Source organism: uncultured Roseicyclus sp. (genome assembly GCF_937892565.1).
GTDB lineage: Bacteria > Pseudomonadota > Alphaproteobacteria > Rhodobacterales > Rhodobacteraceae > Roseicyclus.
Window position 1 is genome coordinate 62,805 of sequence record NZ_CALAHQ010000094.1, and the last position, 19,152, is coordinate 81,956.

Below are 19,152 nucleotides of genomic sequence, written 5' to 3' on the forward strand. Positions count from 1 at the left end.
ACTAACCATGATGGAAAGGAGGGGCGAAGGATGTCCAACGATCCCGAAAAGGTCTGGCCGACTGGCCTTACCCTGAAAGAAGCTGAAGAGGTGCATAGCTACCTCATCGACGGTACCCGCGTTTTTGGCGCGATCGCGCTTCTGGCGCATGTGCTGGTCGCCGTGTCCACCCCGTGGCTCGGCTGAAGGAGGGCATGTCTTGAACAACGCAAAGATGTGGCTCGTGGTCAAACCGACCGTGGGCGTTCCCTTGTTTCTGGGCGCTGTGGCCGTGGGTTCTTTCGCCGTCCATGTGGCGGTCCTGAGCAACACGACATGGGTTGCCGATTTCCTGTCCGGCGCCTCCGCCGGCGGTAGCGCCGCGCTTCAGACCGAGCAGGCGATCTTGCCGGCATCGGCCGATGCGACAACCCTGCCCATGTATATCGAAACCCATGCCGACGGCACGCAAATGATGCGCGTGATCTTGCCCGACGGGCGCAGCGCAACACTGGTGATGGACGATCTGACCCAAGCCGCGCTGCGGTAAGGGGCCGATCCAATGCAGAACGACCGTGACACACGGGTCGGAGGCCGCGGCTGATCCCGCACCCCCGACCCGATCCCGGCCCGCCCCCGGCACATGGGCGAAATGGCATTCGGACATCCCATGGCACGTTTCCGCGACACAGCGCTGAGCAAGATCCAGACCATCGGCCCGCGCTTTCTGCCCTTTGCGGATGTCGCGACCGAGGGGGTGCCCTTGTCGCGCCTGTTGCGGCTGTCACTGTTTCAGGTGACGGTCGGCATGGCGCTGGTGCTGCTGGTGGGCACGCTCAATCGCGTGATGATCGTGGAACTGGCCGTGCCTGCGACGCTGGTGGGGCTGATGATCGCGCTGCCGCTGGTCTTTGCCCCCTTTCGCGCGCTGATCGGCTACAGATCCGACATTCACCGATCCGCCCTTGGCTGGCGGCGCGTTCCCTACATCTGGAAAGGGACGATGCTGCAATTTGGCGGCTTTGCCATCATGCCCTTCGCGCTGTTGGTTCTTTCTGGCTATGATCAGGCGGCCGATGCGCCGGTCTGGATCGGCCAGTCAGCGGCGGCGCTGGCGTTCTTGCTGGTGGGCGCGGGCATTCACACGGTTCAGACCGTGGGGCTGGCACTGGCCACCGATCTGGTGTCGGTCGACGAACAGCCCAAGGTCGTGGGCCTGATGTATGTGATGCTGCTGCTGGGCATGATCGGATCGGCGCTGGTCTTTGGCTGGCTGCTGGACCCCTATACGCCGGGCCGGTTGATTCAGGTCGTGCAAGGCGCGGCCGTCATCACCGTGGCGCTGAACATCATCGCGCTCTGGAAGCAAGAACCGCGCGACCGTGCGCGGGCCGCCAGTGTTCAGACCCAGCCCGAATTCCGCGATGCGTGGCGGCTTTTCGTGCAGGGGCGCACAGCGGTGGGGCTGTTGGTGGTGATCGCCTTGGGGACCATGGGCTTTGGCATGGCCGATGTGGTGTTGGAACCCTATGGCGGACAGGTGCTGGATATGGCCGTGGCCACCACGACGCGGCTGACGGCCGTGTTGGCGGCGGGCGGTCTGGTGGGCTTTGCCATCGCTTCACGCGTGTTGCTCGACGGGGCCGATCCGGTCGATGTCGCATGGTGGGGCACGCTGTTGGGCCTTCCGGCCTTTGCGCTGATCATAGCGGCGGGGCCCTTGGGCGCGGTCACGCTGTTTGTCATCGGCACGGGGTTGGCCGGTTTGGGCGCGGGGCTTTTCGGCCACGGCACGCTGACGGCCACGATGCGCCGCGCGCCGCGCGCGCAGGTTGGGCTGGCGCTTGGGGCATGGGGTGCCGTGCAAGCGACATCGGCCGGCATCGCCGTGGCGCTTGGCGGCGTGATCCGCGATGTCATCGCGGCCATGACCAATGCGCCCGAAATGCGGCCCGAAGCACCCTATACCCCCATCTTTGCTCTGGAGTTCGCCTTCCTTGCCCTGACGCTTGCGGTATTTTTCGTTTTGCGGCGCCGTGAGGCGGGACTTTTCCAGACAACGCACTATCGTCCTGCGCAGGATAGACCGGATCCTTCCGTAGCCAATGCAGCCTGCCACGTTGGAACCGCGGCGGCATCAACGAGGGGATACCCATGACCAAGATAATCACGCGGTATTTCGGCAGCGCCGAGATCGCTCGGCGTGTCCGGCAAGAGCTGGTCGATATTCACCGGTTATCGCCACGCATCATCGATCTGTTCGACCAGGCCGAAGGCCTTGCCGCCCGGCTGGATGCTGCGCAGGTCGCGCCCGCGACGGCCGCGGCCTATGCGCAAAAGCTTGCCGGCGGCGGTGCCGTCTTGCTTGTCCGCGCAGGCCACAAGCCGCTCAGCGTCGGGCGGATCACCCGCGAGGTCACCGCCGCGATGGGGGCCGCCGACATGGGCGGGCTGATCGAGGAAGTCCTGATCAAGGATACCAAGGTCGGTCGCCCCAATACGGTGCTTGGCGATCATCCGCTGATGCTGACGCGCCCGCGCGTGCCGGGCACCACCACCTTTCACATGGCCAATTGGCCGATCCCGTTGATCAGCCGTCGAAAGCCCTCGACCGTGTCGGTCATTCCCCCGCATGGGCATATGGCCAATTTCCCCATTCCGCTGCTCAGCGATCGCAAGCCCTATACCGGCTCGATCTTTGGCCGGCATGCGCGGATGGCCAATTTTCCGATCCCGCTGATCAGCCGCCGCAAGCCCTTTACCGGGTCGATCTTCGGCCTGCATGCGCGGATGGCGAATTTCCCGATCCCGTTGATCAGCCGTCGCAAGCCCTTTACCGGCACCGTGATCGGGCGCCACACCCGCATGGCGAGCGTTCCCTTTCCCTTGCTGATCAATGGGCCGCAGGGGGCGAATGCCTTGATCCCGGATGGGCCGCGGATGGCCAATTTCCCCATTCCGCTGCTCAGCGAACGCAAGCCCTTTACCGGCTCGATCTTTGGCCGGCATGCGCGGATGGCGAATTTCCCGATCCCGTTGATCAGCCGTCGCAAGCCCTTTACCGGGTCGATTTTCCCGCCGCATGCGCGGATGGCCGATGCGATCTTGCCGCTTGTTACCCGCAGTTCGACCCCGGCACCCGATGCGGACAAGCGCTTTTCCTTTTCGCGTCTGCTGGGCTTGCCAACCATTCAATCGCGCTGATCGCGGACAGGCAGGAACGAGGAAAGGCCGGGCATCGCGCCCGGCCTTTTGTCATTCGGCGGCGGCGCGCTTGGGCAGCACCCAGCCCGGCCGCACGAAATGGCAGGTGTAGCCATGCGGCAGGCGTTGGAGATAATCCTGATGCTCAGGCTCGGCCTCCCAGAAGGGGCCCAGGGCTGCCAGCTCGGTCACGACCGGTCCCGGCCACAGGCCCGAGGCGTTCACATCGGCGATGGTGTCCAGCGCCACGGCTTGTTGCGCCGCATCCGCATAGTAGATGGCCGAGCGATAGCTGGGTCCGCGATCATTGCCCTGACGATTGGGGGTGGACGGATCATGGATCTGAAAAAAGAATTCAAGGATGTCGCGGTAGCTGATCCTGGCCGGATCGAACAGGATTTCGATCGCTTCGGCATGGCTGCCGTGATTGCGATAGGTGGCGTTCGCCACATCGCCGCCGCAATAGCCCACGCGGGTTGCCACCACGCCCGGCTTGTGGCGGATCAATTCCTGCATCCCCCAAAAACACCCCCCCGCCAGAACGGCGCGCTCGATGCTCATGCGATATCCTCCACCTGATCAAGATAATCCCCATAGCCCTCGGCCACCATGTCGTCGCGGGGCACAAAGCGCAGCGAGGCCGAGTTGATGCAATAGCGCAATCCCCCCCGGTCGCGCGGACCATCGGGAAAGACATGGCCCAGATGGCTGTCGCCATGCCTGGATCGCACCTCGGTTCGGATCATGCCGTAGCTGACATCGCGCAATTCGACGACATGGGCGGGCACGATCGGCTTGGTAAAGCTGGGCCAGCCACAGCCGGAGTCGTACTTGTCGCTGGAGGCAAAGAGCGGCTCGCCCGAGACGATGTCCACATAGATGCCCGCTGCCTTGTTGTGCAGATAGGCGCCCGTGCCGGGGCGTTCGGTGCCCGCATCTTGCGTGACGCGGTATTGTTCGGGGGTCAGCCGCGCAATGGTCGCGGCATCTTTGGTATATCGGGTCATCTCGGGGTCCTGATCTGGCATGTCAGGGTGGTATATGGGGCGCGCATCGGGGTCTGTCCAATCCCGGCCCGGAAACAAAACACCCCGGGGCGGGGCCACGGGGTGCGTGTTTCGGATGCAAAAGGAAAGGTGTCGCTCACCCGCCCCAGGCACGCACATCGCCACAATCCATGTGGACAAAGTTCGACTGCGCATACCGTCCGACGCCGCCCGCGTTGCAAGAGCGCGCCGCATTGAAAATCTGTGTCACCGTGCGCGAACTCAACCGAAGATCGGCGGCTTCACCACGCATGTGCAGCGAATTGCGCGCCACAGCCGACGAACGGCTGCGCAGCATCGCGTTCGACGCCGGGCTGCGGTAACCCGACAGCAAGGTATAGGGCTCGGAGGTGTCGAGCAGATTATGGGCGGCCGCCATGATATCGATGGCACGCGCATCGATCCGGTGGGTGGTGCCATCGCGCCAGTCGCGCATGAAGAAATCGATCTCTTCCATCGCGGGGCGGATGTAATCGCCATCGATCCAATACACCATGTCAAGACGTTCGCCGGCCCGACCGTTGCTCATGCGCAGACGCCGAATGTCGCCCGCGCCCCGCAAGAACCCTGCTGCATTCGCCATCACAGGCGCCGCCGTCACAGCGGTCGCGGCGAAGGCACGCAGCAAGGTGCGGCGCGTCATCGTCGTATCTGTCATTGTGTCAAATGCCCCATATCTTGCCTGATTCATTATAGATGCGGCCCCTTGAGACGGAGCCGTCGTTTGCATACCCCCCACAGGCACTTCACAAAGCATTGCACAGCCGAAACTATTCGAAAAGACTCAGTGATCGGTGTGGGGCGGTTTTTTTCAGTTTTCGGCAATTTTCCGCCGTTCGTCAGCGGTCGCGGACCCCGCCTTGGCACTTGGCCCATGTCCGGGCGCCCCCGCAGGGCCCAGGGCCTGCGGCTGGCGGGCAACATTGAACAAGAAAGCTCACTCATGCACTGGTGGCTAAACCAAAAGCGTTGTCAAACTGTTACGCTGCGCTTCAGCATTTGCTCTTTGCTGGCGCGGAACGCTTTGTCTGAATGGATGTCGCCCGTCATGCTCTTCCGATTTGCTCGTGTGTCTGTTCTGTCGGTCTGGGTGGCGCTTTTGGCGCTGACGGGTGCGGGGGTGATGCCCACACCTGCCGCTGCGGCGCAAAGCCTGCCTGCCCTCAGGTTGGCCATCGCCGAGGCTTCGGCCAGCGATGCGGCGTTGCAGGCTTTTTATCGTGACCGCGATTTCGAGCCGGTCTGGACCACGGCCGATGCAGCCGACCGCCGCACCGCGCTGCTGCGCGCGCTTGACCAGGCGGATCATCATGGCCTGCCCGTGGCGCGCTACCAGATCGACGCGCTGCGTCAGGCCTTGGTCGATGCCACCAACCCATGGTTGCGCGGCAAGGCCGATGTCTTGGCCAGTACCATCTTTTTGCGCTATGCCCGCGATGTGCATGGCGGTTTTCTGGATCCGTCGCGGATCATTCCCGATATCTTTCAAGACCAGCCGCACCGTGATCCCCATGCGCTGATGCTGGCCTTTCTGAAGGCCGATCCACACCGGTTCATGGCGTCCCTGCCACCGCAAGGCCCCGCCTATAATCGGCTGATGCGCGCCAAGCTTGAGCTTGAGGCGGTGGCGCGCGCGGGCGGTTACGGGGAAACGGTGCAGGCCGAGGTCTTGCGTCCGGGCGATCTGGGCCCGGGCGTGGTGCAGATGCGCAATCGGTTGATCCGTCTGGGCTATTTGGAACAAACGGCAAGCGTCGCCTTCGATGTGCGGTTGCAAGCGGCGGTGATGGCGTTTCAGGTCGACAGCGGCCTGACAGCCGATGGCATCGCCGGCGCCAAGACCCTTGCGGCGCTGAACCGCTCGGTCGAAGATCACTGGAACGACGTCGTCTTGACGATGGAGCGGATGCGCTGGATCAATGATGGCCAGCTGCATGACCGGCTGATATTCGTGAACCTGGCCGATTTCCACACCCGCGTCATCGACAATGGCGAGCTGAGCTTTATCACCCGCTCGGTCATCGGCGCGCGTGACCGTCAGACGCCCGAATTCTCGGACGAGATGGAATATATGGTCATCAACCCAAGCTGGCATGTGCCGCGGTCCATTGCCCGGCGCAGCTACATCCCCGGCATTCTGGCAGGGGAAGCCACCTATATGGAAATCCTGTCCGGCGGGCGCCCCATCGACCCCGCCACCATCGACATGAGCCTGTATTCGACAAGCAGTTTCCCCTTTGATCTGCGCCAGCCGCCGGGGCCGAACAATGCCTTGGGAACGGTCAAGTTCATGTTTCCCAACCGCCACGCCATCTATCTGCATGACACCCCCGATCAGCATCTGATGGACCGCGAGGTGCGGGCGTTTTCCTCGGGCTGCATCCGGTTGGCGGACCCGCATGACTTCGCCTATCATCTGCTGGCCCGGCAAAGCGATGATCCGCAGCGCCAGTTCCAGGGCATTCTTGCCTCTGGCCGCGAGACATATCTGCATCTCGACCAGCACATTCCGGTGCATCTGACCTATTGGACCGCATGGGTCGAAACCGATGGCCGCTTGCGGACCCGGGCCGATATCTATGGGCGGAACGCGATCCTGAGCCGGGCGATCCAGTCGCTCGGGGTGGTCATGCCCGAGGCTTCCAGTTAATCGTGCCCCGGCACAGGCTGTTTGCGGGGCGGGCACGACCATGGCAGGGCATTCGATCAGGGATATCGCCGCAGCGCTCAACGCTGTGGCTTTCGGCGCGCTCGACATCGTGGTGACAGGCGTGGCCGAACCGGCCAAGGCTGGTCCCATGGATCTGGCGATGGCGATGCGGCCCGGCTATGCGGCGGCCCTGGCACAAGGCGCGGCGCGCGCGGCGGTGATCGGCGCCGGCATGGATTGGCAAGCGTTGGGGCTTGAGGCCGCGATCCTTGCGCCGCGCCCGAGGCTGGCCATGGCGGGCATCACGCAGGTGATGGATCAGGGCCCTGTGATCGCAGAAGGCATCCACCCCAGCGCCGTGATCGATCCCACGGCCCGGATCGGGGCGGGGGCTGCCATCGGCCCCTTTGTGGTGATCGGACCCGGCGCGGTCATCGGCGCGCGCGCGCGCATCGCCAGCCATGTTTCCATCGCCGAGGGCGCGCGCGTGGGGGATGATGCGTTGATCTTGCAAGGTGCGCGCATCGGCGCGCGCGTGGTGATCGGCGCGCGCGCGATCTTGCAGCCCAATTGCGTGATCGGGGCGGATGGCTTCAGCTTCGTCACCGCCGAGCCAAGCCAGGCCGAGCGCATCCGCGCAAGCCTTGGGCAAGATGACGGCGCCGCCCCGCCGCAAGGCTGGCGGCGCATCCATTCGCTGGGTTCGGTCCAGATCGGCGATGATGTGGAAATCGGCGCCAATGCCACCGTGGATCGCGGCACCATCGCCGATACCATGATCGGGGATGGCACCAAGCTCGACAACATGGTGCATGTCGGCCACAATGTCCGCATCGGGCGCGATTGTCTCTTGTGCGGTCAGGTTGGCATCGCAGGATCGGTCAGGATCGGGGATCGTGTGGTCCTGGGCGGCCAGACGGGCGTGGCCGACAATCTGGAAATCGGATCGGATGTGGTGACCGGGGCATCGACGATCATCTTGTCCACCGTGCCGCCGGGCCGCGCGCTGTTGGGCTATCCGGCTGTGCGGATGGAAACCCAGATCGAGATGTACAAGGGCCTGCGCCGCCTGCCGCGGCTGGCCAAAGCGGTGGCCGATCTGCAAAAAGCCGTTTCCAAGACCGACAAGACGCCGTAATGCAGCCTTATCCAAGCACGGGGTAGGGCCATGACCGAAAGCGTCCGCGACAAGGTGATCGCGATCATCGCCGAACAGGCGGTGCTGGAACCCGGCGATGTCACGCCCGAGGCGAGCCTGGCCGATCTGGGCATCGACAGCCTTGGGTTGGTGGAATCGATCTTTGCCATCGAAGAAGCCTTCGACATCCAGATCCCCTTCAATGCCAATGCGCCTGACCAGAGCGAATTCGACATCTCCTCTGTCGCATCCATCATCGCGGCCGTCGAGGGGCTGGTTGCCGCGCAGAAAAGCGTCTGATCCGATGCGCCGTGTCGTCATCACCGGGCAAGGCACGATCAACGCGCTTGGTCACGACGTGCCCAGCACCCTTGCCGCCATGCGCGAGGGGCGGTGCGGCATCGCGGATTTGGATCTGCGCGATGTCGACCGCCTGTCGATCCGCATCGGCGCACAGGTCAAGGGCTACGATGCCGAAGCGCTGTTCAATCGCCAACAGATCGCTCTTTATGATCGGTTCACGCAATTCACGCTGATCGCCGCGCGTCAGGCGCTTGATGGGGCGGGGCTGATCTTTGCGGGGGAATTGTCGGCGCGCTCGGGTGTTGTGCTGGGCACGGCCGGGGGCGGCGTCAACACATGGGATGAAAACTATCGCACGGTCTATGAAGAGGGCAAGAACCGCGTTCACCCCTTTGTCGTGCCCAAGTTGATGAACAACGCGGCCGCGTCGCATGTGTCGATGGAATGGAACCTCAAGGGGCCCAGTTTCTCGGTGGCGACCGCCTGTGCGTCGTCCAACCATGCGATGGGGCTGGCGTTCCAGCTTATCCGCAGCGGCATCGCCGATGTGATGGTCACGGGCGGGTCCGAGGCGATGCTGTCGTTTGGCGGCATCAAGGCCTGGGAGGGTCTGCGCGTGATGTCCAAGGATGCCTGCCGCCCGTTCAGCGCCAACCGAAATGGCATGGTGCAGGGCGAAGGTGCGGCAGTGTTCGTGTTCGAGGATTTCGAGCATGCCCGAAAGCGCGGCGCAGAAATCTTGGCCGAGGTGGTGGGCTTTGCCATGACCTCGGATGCGGCCGATATCGTCATGCCCTCCAAACAGGGCGCCGCACGCACCATTGCGGGCGCGCTGAAAGATGCCCGGCTCAACCCGTCGGATGTGGCCTATATCAATGCCCATGGCACCGGAACGGCCGCCAATGACAAGGTCGAATGCGCCGCCGTGGCCGATGCCTTTGGCCATCACGCCGATGATCTGATGATTTCGTCCACCAAATCGATGCATGGCCATCTGATCGGTGGCACCGGGGCGGTCGAGCTTTTGGCCTGTATCATGGCGCTCAGGGATGGGGTCATCGCGCCCACCATCGGTTATGAGGAACCCGACCCTGAATGTGCGCTCGATGTGGTGCCCAATGTCGCGCGCGAGGCGCGGGTCGAGGCCTGCCTTTCCAATGCCTTTGCCTTTGGCGGGTTCAACGCTGTGCTGGCCTTGCGCCGCGCGCCGTGACCCTGTGCAGCGCGCAACGCCCCGCCAAGGCGGGCGGGGCGCTTTTTTGCTCAGACCGTGGTGAACCCGCGCCTACTGTGCGGGCGGGGCGGTGCCTTCGGCTTGGCGAAGCTGCTCTGCCAGTGCCAATGCCGCCTCATGGCGCACCATCAGCGCCGCAAATCCCGCCGTAAAGCCCCGCAGCGAGACATTCAGTTGCACCAGTTGATCGGGCGCGGGCAGCGGAACCAGCGCCACATTTGCCGCTTGGCCTTGCCGAAACCCATCCAGATCTTCCGCCGTAAGCCCAAGTTGGGCAAAGCATCCAACAGGCTGGCAAAAGGAAAACGGATGATCCGACCAAGGCCCCTCATCCACCCGCACCCGCAAACCGGGCGTCAGCAAGGTGTCGAGCGGCGTCACAATTGTGGCGCCCGCGACAAGCGGCCCCTCGTCGGGCAGGTCAAACACGTTGAATTCGGCCACCGCCCCGCCATTGGCGTCGCGCAGCAATTGGTAAAGCTGGCAGGGCTCTGGCATGCCCTGCTCGGCGCGGATGCAACGAATTTCCCAATCACCATGCGTTTCGGCACTGTAGGTCTGGCCCACCTGGGGCTCGGCCGTGGCTTGGGTCTGTGTGCTGGCCTGCGACAAGGCGGCCAAAGGTGCAAGACACAGCCCAGCGATCAGGCCCATCCGCAAAACAAGCCGGGATGACATGTGATGAAACTCCTCTGCGGCGCCCCCTGCGGGCGTCGCGGCTTGGCTAGCATGCCGCATGCACGCTGTCAGGGGCAAAACCGATCGTGCCGGATGCTGATCACGGCGACGTTTTGCCCAACCGCGCGCGCGCATGTTCGCTTTTCTGCGCCGGGTCATGGGCCTGCGCGCGGCAAAAAAGCGAAAGGGCCCGAAGACCGGACCCTTTGCCACGTTTTTTTCACTCCCTGCCGGACTGGCCGACATTATGACGGAAAGGTTAAGGCACGACATTGGATCCGTCAACTGGCCAGTTCCAGCAAGCCCGCGGACCCGCCGCAAGCCGCAAGCCGCAAGCCGCAAGCCCCAAGACATCGGGCGCAGGGATTGCGACAGCGGCCGCGCCGGGTTGCGGTCAGGCATCGGGGCCGATCAGCCCCAGACCGCGCAGATAGATGCCGATCCCTGCCTCCAACAGATCTTCGGGCGAAAACGGTGCCGCAGCGCCGGGTCGTCCGCGGGCGAACAAGTCGACAACGCCATGGCTCATCGCCCAGACATGGGCCGAAAACATGGCGGGCGGCGGGCGCTTTTCCGGGGCGATGTGCTGTGACAAGGCGATGGCGGCCCGCTCCAGCACGTCACGCGATCTGGCTGCGGCTGCGGCCAGTTGCGGCGTGGCGTTGACCGAGGTTCCGCTTTCGAACATCGCCATGTAATGGCCGGGAAACCTGCGGGCAAAGGCCAGATAGGCCCGCCCCGTCGCCTCGAATGCAGCCAAGGCCGAGGGCTGCCCGCTGGCATAGGCATGTTCCATCAGATCGGCAAAGATCGCGTGGCCCTGAAGCGCGCATTCCGCGATCAGGTCGTCGCGGCCCTCGAAATGGCGATAGACCGCCGCGGGCGTCACCCCGGCGGTCTTGGCCGCCTCGGACAGGGTAAAGCCCGTCGGGCCCAGCTCCTCGATCAACAGGAGTGCGGCATCAACCAGCGCCTGTCTGAGATTTCCATGGTGATAGCCGCGTTTGGTCATGTGTCCTCATGGCCGATCACACGGCCGATGGCCCGCGCGGATATGTGGCCCGCCGCCCGGCATGGGATGTTACAGGCTTTGACATTATGCCCGGATGCGCCTTGACGCAATCGGGCGCGATCTGACGCGCGTTCAATGGCGGCCACGACGCGTGTGGGATCGGCATGATGGGGGGCATGGCCCACCCCCGTCATGACGCAAAGCGTCGCCCCCCTGATCTGGCGGGCCAGCGGTTCGGAATGGATGGCCAGCCCCACGGTGGTATCCTGATCGCCGTGCAGGATTTCGACCGGCAGATCGAGGGATGCGTAATCAGGCAGCATCTGCACGATCTCGGGGAGCAGCGCGGCGCGTTGAAGCGCGTTTTCGCGCAACGCGCGCCGCTGCAAGCTCAGGCCCGCGCCGATATGCTGCGCGTAGCCGGGCGGGATCGGCTGGGGGGCAAAGATTTGCGCGATGGCGTCGGTGACAACGCGATCTGGCACCCAAGCCGTCAACAGCGGCGCGGCCAGCCATTGCCCGACAGGATGCGACAGCACCCGGTAGTAGCGCGAAAGCGGCGTGGTCCAGGGGTTCGATGCGGCGGCCAGCAAGATCAGCCCCGCCACATGCTTGGGATGGCGCGTGGCCATGGCCAGTGCCACAGCGCCGCCATAGGAATGGCCCAGCACCAAGGCCTGCGTGACGCCGATCTGGCCCAGCGCGTCGATCAGGCAATCGGCCTGTTCAAAGATGCTGGCCCCGTCGCGATCCAGCCGGTCGGAATGGCCAAGACCGGGGCGATCCAGCACCGTGACCCGGTAGCGGTCGGTCAGGCGCCCCATCAAATCATGGGTGAAATCGCGCATGTTGCCACTGGCCCCGTGGATCAGCACGATATCGGGGCCTGCACCGGCTTGCAAAAGATGCAGCCGTGCGCGCCCTACCGTCACAAAGCCGCCCAGCGGCGGATGGCTGGCGCGTGCGCGGGCTTCGTGGCGGGCGGCCTTCCACAGGGTCAGGGCCCAGAATATCGCCAAAAGCCCCGCAAGTATCAGGGCAGCCTTCATATCCGCCAGTCGGTCGAGCGTTGCCCGATCTCGGCCATGTCGAAGGGCGTGGTCAGATACATCTCGGACACCCAGTTGCCATAAAGCAGGTGCGCATGGCTGCGCCACCGGTTCTGCGGCGGGCGGCTGGGGTCGTTGTCGGGATAGTAGTTCATCGGCACGTTGATCGGCGTGCCATTGCCGATGTCGCGGTCATATTCCTGTTTCAGCGTGTCGCTGTCATATTCGAAATGGTTGAAGATATAGAGCGCGCGCCGGGCGCGATCTTCGACCAGACAGGGGCCGGCCTGATCGGACCCGATCAAGGTGGCAAGCCCCGGCACGGCGTCGATCTCGGGTTGGCGCATTTCGGTCCAGCGGCTGACGGGGATCACGAAATCATCCGAAAAGCCGCGCAGATAGGGCGAGGCGGGTTCCAGCACCCGATGGCGGAAACAGCCAAAGGCCTTGTGCGGAAGGATATGTTTGGCGACCCCGTGGAAATGGTTGATCATCGCCATCCCGCCCCAGCACACGCCAAAGGTGGAATGCACATGGGTCTGGGTCCAGTCAAAGACCTGTTGGAGTTCCGGCCAATAGGTGACCGCCTCGAAGGGCAGATGTTCGATGGGCGCGCCGGTGATGATCAGCCCGTCGAATTTTTCACCCGTGGCGGCCACATCGGCAAAGGGGCGGTAGAATTCCTCCATGTGCTCGGCGGCGGTGTTGCGGGTTTCATGGTCGGTCATGCGGATGAGCGACAATTCCACCTGCAGCGGCGTGGCCCCGATCAGCCGGGCAAATTGCGTCTCGGTCTGGATCTTCTTGGGCATCAGGTTCAACAGGCCGATCCGGAGCGGGCGGATATCTTGCTTGTCGGCCACATCGGCCCCCATGACCATCACGCCCTCGCGCTTGAGCACGTCAAAGGCGGGAAGGGTCGTGGGCAGTTTTATGGGCATGGGATCAATCGTCCTGAAAGGGGCACGGGGGGACCTAGGTGCGGGCCGCGGCCCTGCCAAGGGCCGTGGCGACCATGTCGATGGCATCTGCCGTGTCGCGCACGGCCTCGACCTCGGCGGCGGTGACGCGGATGCCCCAGTTGCGTGCCATTGCGGCATAAAGCGGGGCACGATGGGCCATGGCGTGGGCATAGGCATGGCGGATGAAGGCATCCGGATCGGCCTGATCGGCGGCAATGCCTTGCGCATCAAGCCAGCTTTGCCACAAAGGCAACAGGAATTCCGGCTTGTAATACATGGGCTTGGGATCTCGGTCGAAGCGACGGATCAATTCCTGCGTGTGGCTTTCCGGACCTTCGATCCAGACCATCAGGGCATTGGCCTGCAGGGTTTTCAGCACCTCGTCCCCGGGATCGTCGGGATCGACCACTTCACAGATCGATCCGCCGGTATCGGCGATGAAATGCGGGTATCCATAAAGATCGCGGGCGCGTGCGACAAAGCTGGGCGTATCGAGCAGGGCGTTGATCTCGGCCCGGCGGTGCAGCGCCTGGCGGCGCATGTAGTCGTCGAACGCCAGCCCGCCCTTGGCCGGGTCGCCCGGCTTGCCAAGGAATGTGGACAGCGGCGCCAGATTGCCAAAGCTGATGTTGGAGCCGATATAGATGCTGTCCGAGCGCAGCAACTCCGCCAGAAACGGAACCTGCATCGCCTGACGCTTGAGGTTGTCGGCGATATGTTCACCCATATAGGCCGTGCCGATGCGGTAATCGATCGAATAGTGATACCACTGGCCGCCCGCCCGCAAGATGGCGGCCAGACGCGTCTTGCCCAGACCCGACATGCCAAAGACGGCAAGACGTTTTTCGGGGGCTTTCGCCCAGGCGGCGGGGCTGTCGTAGAGAAGCGGCATGGATGCGTCCGATCAATGGGTGTCGGGGACTTGTATCGCAGCGGCACGCCGGGGAAAACCCGGCCCGTGTCGGGCGGCGTCAGGGCATGGGCTGCAACCGCGTGATGCCGATGTTGCCCGCGCGCGCCAGTTCGGGGTCAAGCGTCATGGTGATGTATTCGCCCCGCCGCCACAAGGCGCCCAGATCGTCGTAATGGCGTGACAGGGGATGGCCCGATTGGCCCGTGGCAATGACAAAGACCGAGCTGTCGGGATCGGCGAAATCATAGACGCCCCGGTAGCCTGCAGCGTGAATATTCACGAAGGGATCGGGCAGCGTGCCGGGGGTGGCCGCGCGGTTGAGCGTGAAATCCCCCCCGCTGGTCGATTGGCGGATATTGGCGATCCATGAAAACAGCCGCGTTTGCCCCAAGACGGGGTGGTCATGGCGGGCCTCATGGGCCGCGCCCCAGCGCCAGCTTTCCAGATCGGGGCCGTAGCGGTCCTCGAGCCATTGCAGCGCATCGTCGAGCGCCATGCGCGCGATGTCGGTGCAGCTCTCCACCGCGTTTGATCGGGCGATGTCGCACCAGCGGCCGGCGCCGTCGATGTCGCGAAACACACGCTCCAGAAAGATCGGTTCAAGTTTCTGGAACGCATCGGCCAAGGGGCCGATATCATCCTGGATCAGGCGTTGCTGCAATTCCCGCATCCAGGCCGCATAGATCAGCGGTTCGGGCAGATGTTCATTCATCTCGCCGTTCCAATCGGCCAACAGCGCCAGTGCCCGCTGTCGGCGGCGTTCGGGCGTGCCGGCGGGGGCTGCTTCTGTGGTGAACCACAGATCGCGCGCGACCAGCGGCAAGATGTTGCGCGCGGCCGCCGACACGGTGTCGAGTTGCGCCTCGATAAAGCTGTCACGGGTGTGGACATCGCGCGCCTCCATCAGGCGCGACAGCCGTGTGATGCGCTGGGTGTCGCCCCAGTCATGGGTCACATGCAGTGGAAAATCGCGCGCGACGGTGCGGTTGTTGGTGTTGCCCAAGATGCCGCTTTCGGGGTCGATGAAGCGGGGATTGGCAAAGTAGAGCGTCATGCCCTGCCAGCGGTTGTCAGCGATCCAGCCGCGCGCGGGCATGCGGGCCTTGGTCTCATGGGCATTCATCCGCCACGGCATGCGCCCGATCATCTGCATCGCGATGCGCCCGTCGCGGCTGGCCAGCATCAGGTTCTGGGCGGGGGCCACGAAATCCTCGCCCGCCGCCAGCCCGTCTTCGATGGTCTGGGCACGCATCAGCCGCAGGCCCGTCTGGATCGAGGTGTTTTGATCCGAAAGCGCGGTCCAGGCCATGCTCATCACACTGCCGGGGGGGGTGACGGTGGCGATGTCGAAATGCTGGCCGGGCAGAACGGGGCCGTTTTCCGTCCAGGCCCGCGTGATGGTCACATCCTGACCACCCGCCACCTCGATCACGCGCCGGTCGGTGCGAAACTCGGCCCACCCATCGGGTGTGCGGTATTGCTGGGGGTTTTCGGGGTTCAACTCTTCGACATACAGGTCGATGTCATCAAGATAGGCCGATGTGATCCCCCAGGCGAGATGTTCGGAGCGTCCCGCAAGGATGACGGGCATGCCCGGGATGGTCGCGCCGATCACGCCACCGGTCGCAAGCTCGAGCCGGGCCAGATACCAGATGCTGGGGGCACTCAGCCCCAGATGCGGGTCATTGGCCAAAAGCGCCCCGGATGACGCCGCGCGCGCCGGCGTCGCGGCAAAGGCGTTCGATGCGCCCGCCAGACCCGGACCCAGAGCGTTGGGATGCAGCGGATGGCGCGGCGATCGGGGCGCTTGCGCAAAGCGGGGCAGGGGCGTGTCAAACAGGCTTTGGTATCGGGCCAGTTCCGCCACACCCGCCCCCGGCGCATCGGGCATCAGATCGGCCATGCCCGCCGGGTCGTTCAGGGCCAGCGACAGGCGCGCGCGCAGCACCTCCTGGTCGTGGTGACCGGTCAGTTGCAGCGCCATCAGAAAGGTCACCGCGACGCTGTCGGCTGGCCGCCACGGCGCGATATCGGGGGTGAACAGGAACAATTCCGGCGCCCCGCGCCCCAGCGCCTCTTGGCTGACAAGCCCAATCCACGCGTTGACCCCGTTGGCATAGGCCTCGAGCACGGCGCGGGTTTCGGGGGCCAGGGCTTCGACAGATGTCGTGGCAAGCTGGTAGATGTCGAGCCTGCGGATCAGGTCGTCGATCTCGAGCGTCGCGTCGCCGAACAGCTCTGACAATTGCCCCTGTGCGGTGCGCCGCATCATCAGCATTTGCCACAGCCTGTCTTGGGCATGGGCCAGCCCGAGACCGAAAAACACATCCGCATCGCTTTGCCCGAACACATGCGGCACCGCGGCGGTGTTGCGGACGATCTCGACCGGTGCCGAAAGCCCCGGCACCTGCCACTGGGCGTCATAGTCGGGAATGGACCGCGACCCGATCCACCACACCACCAGCACAACGGCCACCGTCACGCCGACAGCGACGGTTCCCAGTCGTAGAAGCCAGCGCAACAACAGGCCCATCGTTCCTCGCCCTGAATCACAGCGCGACAGCTAACCGATGAGGGGGTGAATGCAAACGGGTGGTTTCGCCCCGATCAGGGCAGGATGCGGGTGTAGCGCATGCCTTCCAGCGTGGCGCCCACGATCAGGCCCGCCTGTCCGTAGACAATCGCGATCACGGGATCGGTCAGGGTGGTGGTGTCGATGCCGATCATGCCGCCGCGGTCGCTGACCGCATAGCGCACATCGCCACCCACGCCCCAGCCGCTGGATGTGCGAAAACCCTGCAAGGCCGCGTCAGTCATGAAAAAGATCGTATGGGCATATTGCTGTGCCCCGATCTGCAAGCCAAACGACCCCGCCGTCGCAGAATAGTAATCGACCGTCACCCCGTTGATGCGCAACGCGCCCCGCCCGTAAGAGCCCCCAAAGCCAAACCCCGCCTCGGTGATCAGCGGCATCACCAGCATGCCTTTTGCGCTGGTGGCAAGCTCCTGGGCGCCGGGTACTTCGGCGGTCATGAAATTCAGCGCAGCATCCACCCGCCCGTCGATGCTTGCCCCCCCGCCTGAATTGATCGAGTTGTTGCAGGCGGCCAAAAGCGGCAATGCAGCGCCGCTGATCACGAAATGACGACGGGTGAGCTTGCGCATCTGTGTTCTCCTGCTGATGACCTCGGTGGCGGGTCTTGGCGCCCGCATTGCTGCGGTCACTCTACGTCCTTCGCCCCGTCGTGTCACGGCGGAAAACACCAATGCTGGCGGCAAGCCGCCGATCCGCCCCTATCCGTTGAGCATCTTGGCCAGCCTTGGCGCGAAATAGGTCAGGACACCGTCACATCCCGCACGCCGAAAGCTCATCAGGCTTTCCACCATGACCTTGTCGCCATTGATCCAGCCATTGGCGGCGGCCGCCTCGATCATCGCGTATTCGCCCGACACCTGATAGGCATAGGTCGGCGCGCCGAAACGGTCCTTTACCTCGCGCACCATGTCCAGATAGGGCAGGCCCGGCTTGACCATCACCATATCGGCGCCCTCCATCAGGTCACGCTCCACACAGGCCAGCGCCGCGCGGCGGTTGGCGGGATCGATCTGATAGGTCAGCTTGTCGCCCTTGAGCGCGCCCGAGGCACCGACCGCATCGCGGAACGGGCCGTAATAGGCGCTGGCAAACTTGGCCGCATAGGACATGATTGTCACATTGTGATGGCCTTCGGCCTCCAGCGCCGTGCGGATTGCGCCGATGCGGCCATCCATCATGTCCGACGGCCCCAGGATATCGGCCCCCGCCGCGGCCTGTGCCAAAGCCATCTTTACCAGTGCCTCGACGGTTTCATCATTCACGATGACACCGTCGCGCACGATGCCGTCATGGCCGTTGATGTTGTAGGGGTCGAGCGCGATGTCGGTCATGATCGCGATCCCGATCCCGGCGTCGCGGATGGCGCGGATGGCGCGGTTCGACAGGTTGTCGGGGTTCCACGCCTCTGCACAGGCTTCGGTTTTCAGGCTGGCATCGGTGTAGGGAAACAGGCAGATGGCCGGAATGCCCAGCGATGCTGCCTCACGGGCGGCAACCACGATCCTGTCCACCGACCGGCGCACCACGCCGGGCATGGACGCCACGGGTTCCTCGATGCCCACCCCGTCGCGCACAAAGATCGGCCAGATCAGATCGTTCACGCTCAACTCATGTTCGCGCACCAGATTGCGAAGCGGGGCGGATGCGCGCAGGCGGCGGTGGCGGAGGGCGGGAAAGGCGGGCTGGGGCATGGGATCGGGCGCTTTCTGTGAAGATGCACAACCACAAGCGGTGCCACGATGCCGGTCGAAGGGCAAGGCCTGGCGGGTGGCTGGGGTGCCACAGGCGTTTTGCGGGGCTGGCGTCGGATGCATGGCTTGGCTAGGGTGATGATCGGCTCTGGGCTTGACATGTTGGCGGCGCGCTTTTGGATTTTCTCGACCTTGTCACCGAAGTGATTGATCTGCGGTCGTTTTCGAACCTGTGGTATTGGATCGTGCTGGCGATCTTGTGGTCGTCCTTTACCCATTGGGTATTGGGCATTCCCTATCATCTGGTACAGCGCGCCCGGGGCGGCGATGCCGACAGCGCGCGCGATCTGCGCCTTTTGGCCCGGATCAACAGCCGCCGCGTTCTCGAGGTCGCCGATATGTCTGGCCCGCTGGTGGTGGCGCTCGGGGCATTTGTGTTCAGCGCACTTGCGGTGCTGGGCTGGGGATATCGGATCGAATTCGCGCAAGCGCTGGTCTTGCTGATCTTGCCGTTGGTGCTTGTGGCGGGCTTGTCCGTCGTGACCGCGCGCCGTTTGCACGACAGCGATTTTGCGACGGCGGAGGCGCTGTTGCGCCATCACCGCTTGATTGTGCAAGCCATGGGGATCGTGTCGATTTTCCTGACCGCGTTCTGGGGCATGAAAATGAATGTCACGGCCAGCGTGCTGCACTAGAC

At 64.0% G+C, this 19,152-nt stretch carries 20 protein-coding genes; 9 read left to right on the forward strand and 11 right to left on the reverse strand.

Features of this window, described 5'->3' with window-relative positions; genetic code table 11:
- Nucleotides 1–30: 30 nt before the first annotated feature.
- From pufB to Q0094_RS13205, 4 genes are all read left to right on the forward strand, one after another.
- Nucleotides 31–186 (forward strand): light-harvesting antenna LH1, beta subunit, encoded by a 156-nt coding sequence (pufB, locus tag Q0094_RS13190; protein ID WP_297620427.1) that lies wholly within the window; start codon nucleotides 31–33, stop codon nucleotides 184–186.
- Between the two features lie 13 nt (nucleotides 187–199).
- The gene (locus tag Q0094_RS13195; protein ID WP_297620428.1) at nucleotides 200–529 is read left to right on the forward strand and encodes a light-harvesting protein; all 330 of its coding nucleotides are present in this window, start codon (nucleotides 200–202) and stop codon (nucleotides 527–529) included.
- Between the two features lie 120 nt (nucleotides 530–649).
- Nucleotides 650–2,137, forward strand: a complete 1,488-nt coding sequence (locus tag Q0094_RS13200) for a PucC family protein (RefSeq protein WP_297620429.1) — start codon at nucleotides 650–652, stop codon at nucleotides 2,135–2,137.
- Nucleotides 2,134–3,183: a PucR family transcriptional regulator gene (locus Q0094_RS13205; protein WP_297620430.1), complete on the forward strand. Its 1,050-nt coding sequence runs from the start codon at nucleotides 2,134–2,136 to the stop codon at nucleotides 3,181–3,183. Before Q0094_RS13200 ends, Q0094_RS13205 begins: the two co-directional genes overlap by 4 nt.
- A 51-nt stretch (nucleotides 3,184–3,234) precedes the next feature.
- On the opposite strand, the gene msrA is transcribed toward Q0094_RS13205, so the two are convergent.
- The 3 genes from msrA to Q0094_RS13220 all read right to left on the reverse strand — a co-directional run bounded on the left by msrA (nucleotide 3,235) and on the right by Q0094_RS13220 (nucleotide 4,872).
- A complete protein-coding gene (gene msrA / locus Q0094_RS13210; RefSeq protein WP_297620432.1) occupies nucleotides 3,235–3,744 on the reverse strand; it encodes a peptide-methionine (S)-S-oxide reductase MsrA in 510 nt (169 codons plus the stop codon).
- The gene (gene msrB / locus Q0094_RS13215; protein ID WP_297620434.1) at nucleotides 3,741–4,190 is read right to left on the reverse strand and encodes a peptide-methionine (R)-S-oxide reductase MsrB; all 450 of its coding nucleotides are present in this window, start codon (nucleotides 4,188–4,190) and stop codon (nucleotides 3,741–3,743) included. Before msrB ends, msrA begins: the two co-directional genes overlap by 4 nt.
- Before the next feature lie 136 nt (nucleotides 4,191–4,326).
- Nucleotides 4,327–4,872: a DUF882 domain-containing protein gene (locus tag Q0094_RS13220; RefSeq protein WP_297620436.1), complete on the reverse strand. Its 546-nt coding sequence runs from the start codon at nucleotides 4,870–4,872 to the stop codon at nucleotides 4,327–4,329.
- 405 nt (nucleotides 4,873–5,277) lie between these two features.
- Between Q0094_RS13220 and Q0094_RS13225 the strand changes: the two genes are divergently transcribed.
- From Q0094_RS13225 to Q0094_RS13240, 4 genes are read left to right on the forward strand one after another with little or no spacing between them, the layout of a single operon-like run.
- On the forward strand, nucleotides 5,278–6,879 hold the full coding sequence (locus Q0094_RS13225) for a L,D-transpeptidase family protein (protein WP_297620438.1): 1,602 nt from the start codon (nucleotides 5,278–5,280) through the stop codon (nucleotides 6,877–6,879).
- 40 nt (nucleotides 6,880–6,919) lie between these two features.
- Nucleotides 6,920–8,017, forward strand: a complete 1,098-nt coding sequence (gene lpxD / locus Q0094_RS13230; protein WP_297620440.1) for a UDP-3-O-(3-hydroxymyristoyl)glucosamine N-acyltransferase — start codon at nucleotides 6,920–6,922, stop codon at nucleotides 8,015–8,017.
- Nucleotides 8,018–8,047: 30 nt separating this feature from the next.
- Nucleotides 8,048–8,317, forward strand: coding sequence for an acyl carrier protein (locus Q0094_RS13235; RefSeq protein ID WP_297620442.1), 270 nt, complete (start codon nucleotides 8,048–8,050; stop codon nucleotides 8,315–8,317).
- A gap of 4 nt (nucleotides 8,318–8,321) precedes the next feature.
- Nucleotides 8,322–9,533, forward strand: a complete 1,212-nt coding sequence (locus Q0094_RS13240) for a beta-ketoacyl synthase (protein ID WP_297620444.1) — start codon at nucleotides 8,322–8,324, stop codon at nucleotides 9,531–9,533.
- A gap of 72 nt (nucleotides 9,534–9,605) precedes the next feature.
- Here Q0094_RS13240 and Q0094_RS13245 read toward each other — a convergent pair whose 3' ends face one another.
- From Q0094_RS13245 to hemB, 8 genes are all read right to left on the reverse strand, one after another.
- Nucleotides 9,606–10,232 (reverse strand): invasion associated locus B family protein, encoded by a 627-nt coding sequence (locus tag Q0094_RS13245; protein ID WP_297620446.1) that lies wholly within the window; start codon nucleotides 10,230–10,232, stop codon nucleotides 9,606–9,608.
- Between the two features lie 394 nt (nucleotides 10,233–10,626).
- On the reverse strand, nucleotides 10,627–11,244 hold the full coding sequence (locus tag Q0094_RS13250) for a TetR/AcrR family transcriptional regulator (RefSeq protein ID WP_297620448.1): 618 nt from the start codon (nucleotides 11,242–11,244) through the stop codon (nucleotides 10,627–10,629).
- The gene (locus Q0094_RS13255) at nucleotides 11,241–12,293 is read right to left on the reverse strand and encodes an alpha/beta hydrolase (protein ID WP_297620450.1); all 1,053 of its coding nucleotides are present in this window, start codon (nucleotides 12,291–12,293) and stop codon (nucleotides 11,241–11,243) included. Before Q0094_RS13255 ends, Q0094_RS13250 begins: the two co-directional genes overlap by 4 nt.
- Nucleotides 12,290–13,234, reverse strand: a complete 945-nt coding sequence (gene metA / locus Q0094_RS13260; protein WP_297620452.1) for a homoserine O-succinyltransferase — start codon at nucleotides 13,232–13,234, stop codon at nucleotides 12,290–12,292. The genes Q0094_RS13255 and metA overlap by 4 nt, the downstream gene beginning before the upstream one ends.
- Nucleotides 13,235–13,268: 34 nt before the next feature.
- Nucleotides 13,269–14,147, reverse strand: a complete 879-nt coding sequence (locus Q0094_RS13265; RefSeq protein WP_297620454.1) for an ATPase — start codon at nucleotides 14,145–14,147, stop codon at nucleotides 13,269–13,271.
- 79 nt (nucleotides 14,148–14,226) lie between these two features.
- Nucleotides 14,227–16,701, reverse strand: a complete 2,475-nt coding sequence (locus Q0094_RS13270) for a penicillin acylase family protein (protein WP_297620457.1) — start codon at nucleotides 16,699–16,701, stop codon at nucleotides 14,227–14,229.
- Nucleotides 16,702–16,775: 74 nt separating this feature from the next.
- Nucleotides 16,776–17,333 carry a YSC84-related protein gene (locus Q0094_RS13275; RefSeq protein ID WP_297620460.1) on the reverse strand — a complete coding sequence of 186 codons (558 nt, stop codon included), beginning with the start codon at nucleotides 17,331–17,333 and terminating at the stop codon, nucleotides 16,776–16,778.
- A gap of 129 nt (nucleotides 17,334–17,462) precedes the next feature.
- Complete coding sequence (gene hemB, locus Q0094_RS13280; RefSeq protein ID WP_297620463.1) at nucleotides 17,463–18,455, reverse strand: porphobilinogen synthase; 993 nt, start codon at nucleotides 18,453–18,455, stop codon at nucleotides 17,463–17,465.
- A gap of 176 nt (nucleotides 18,456–18,631) precedes the next feature.
- Between hemB and Q0094_RS13285 the strand changes: the two genes are divergently transcribed.
- Complete coding sequence (locus tag Q0094_RS13285) at nucleotides 18,632–19,150, forward strand: component of SufBCD complex (RefSeq protein WP_297620466.1); 519 nt, start codon at nucleotides 18,632–18,634, stop codon at nucleotides 19,148–19,150.
- Nucleotides 19,151–19,152: the final 2 nt, after the last annotated feature.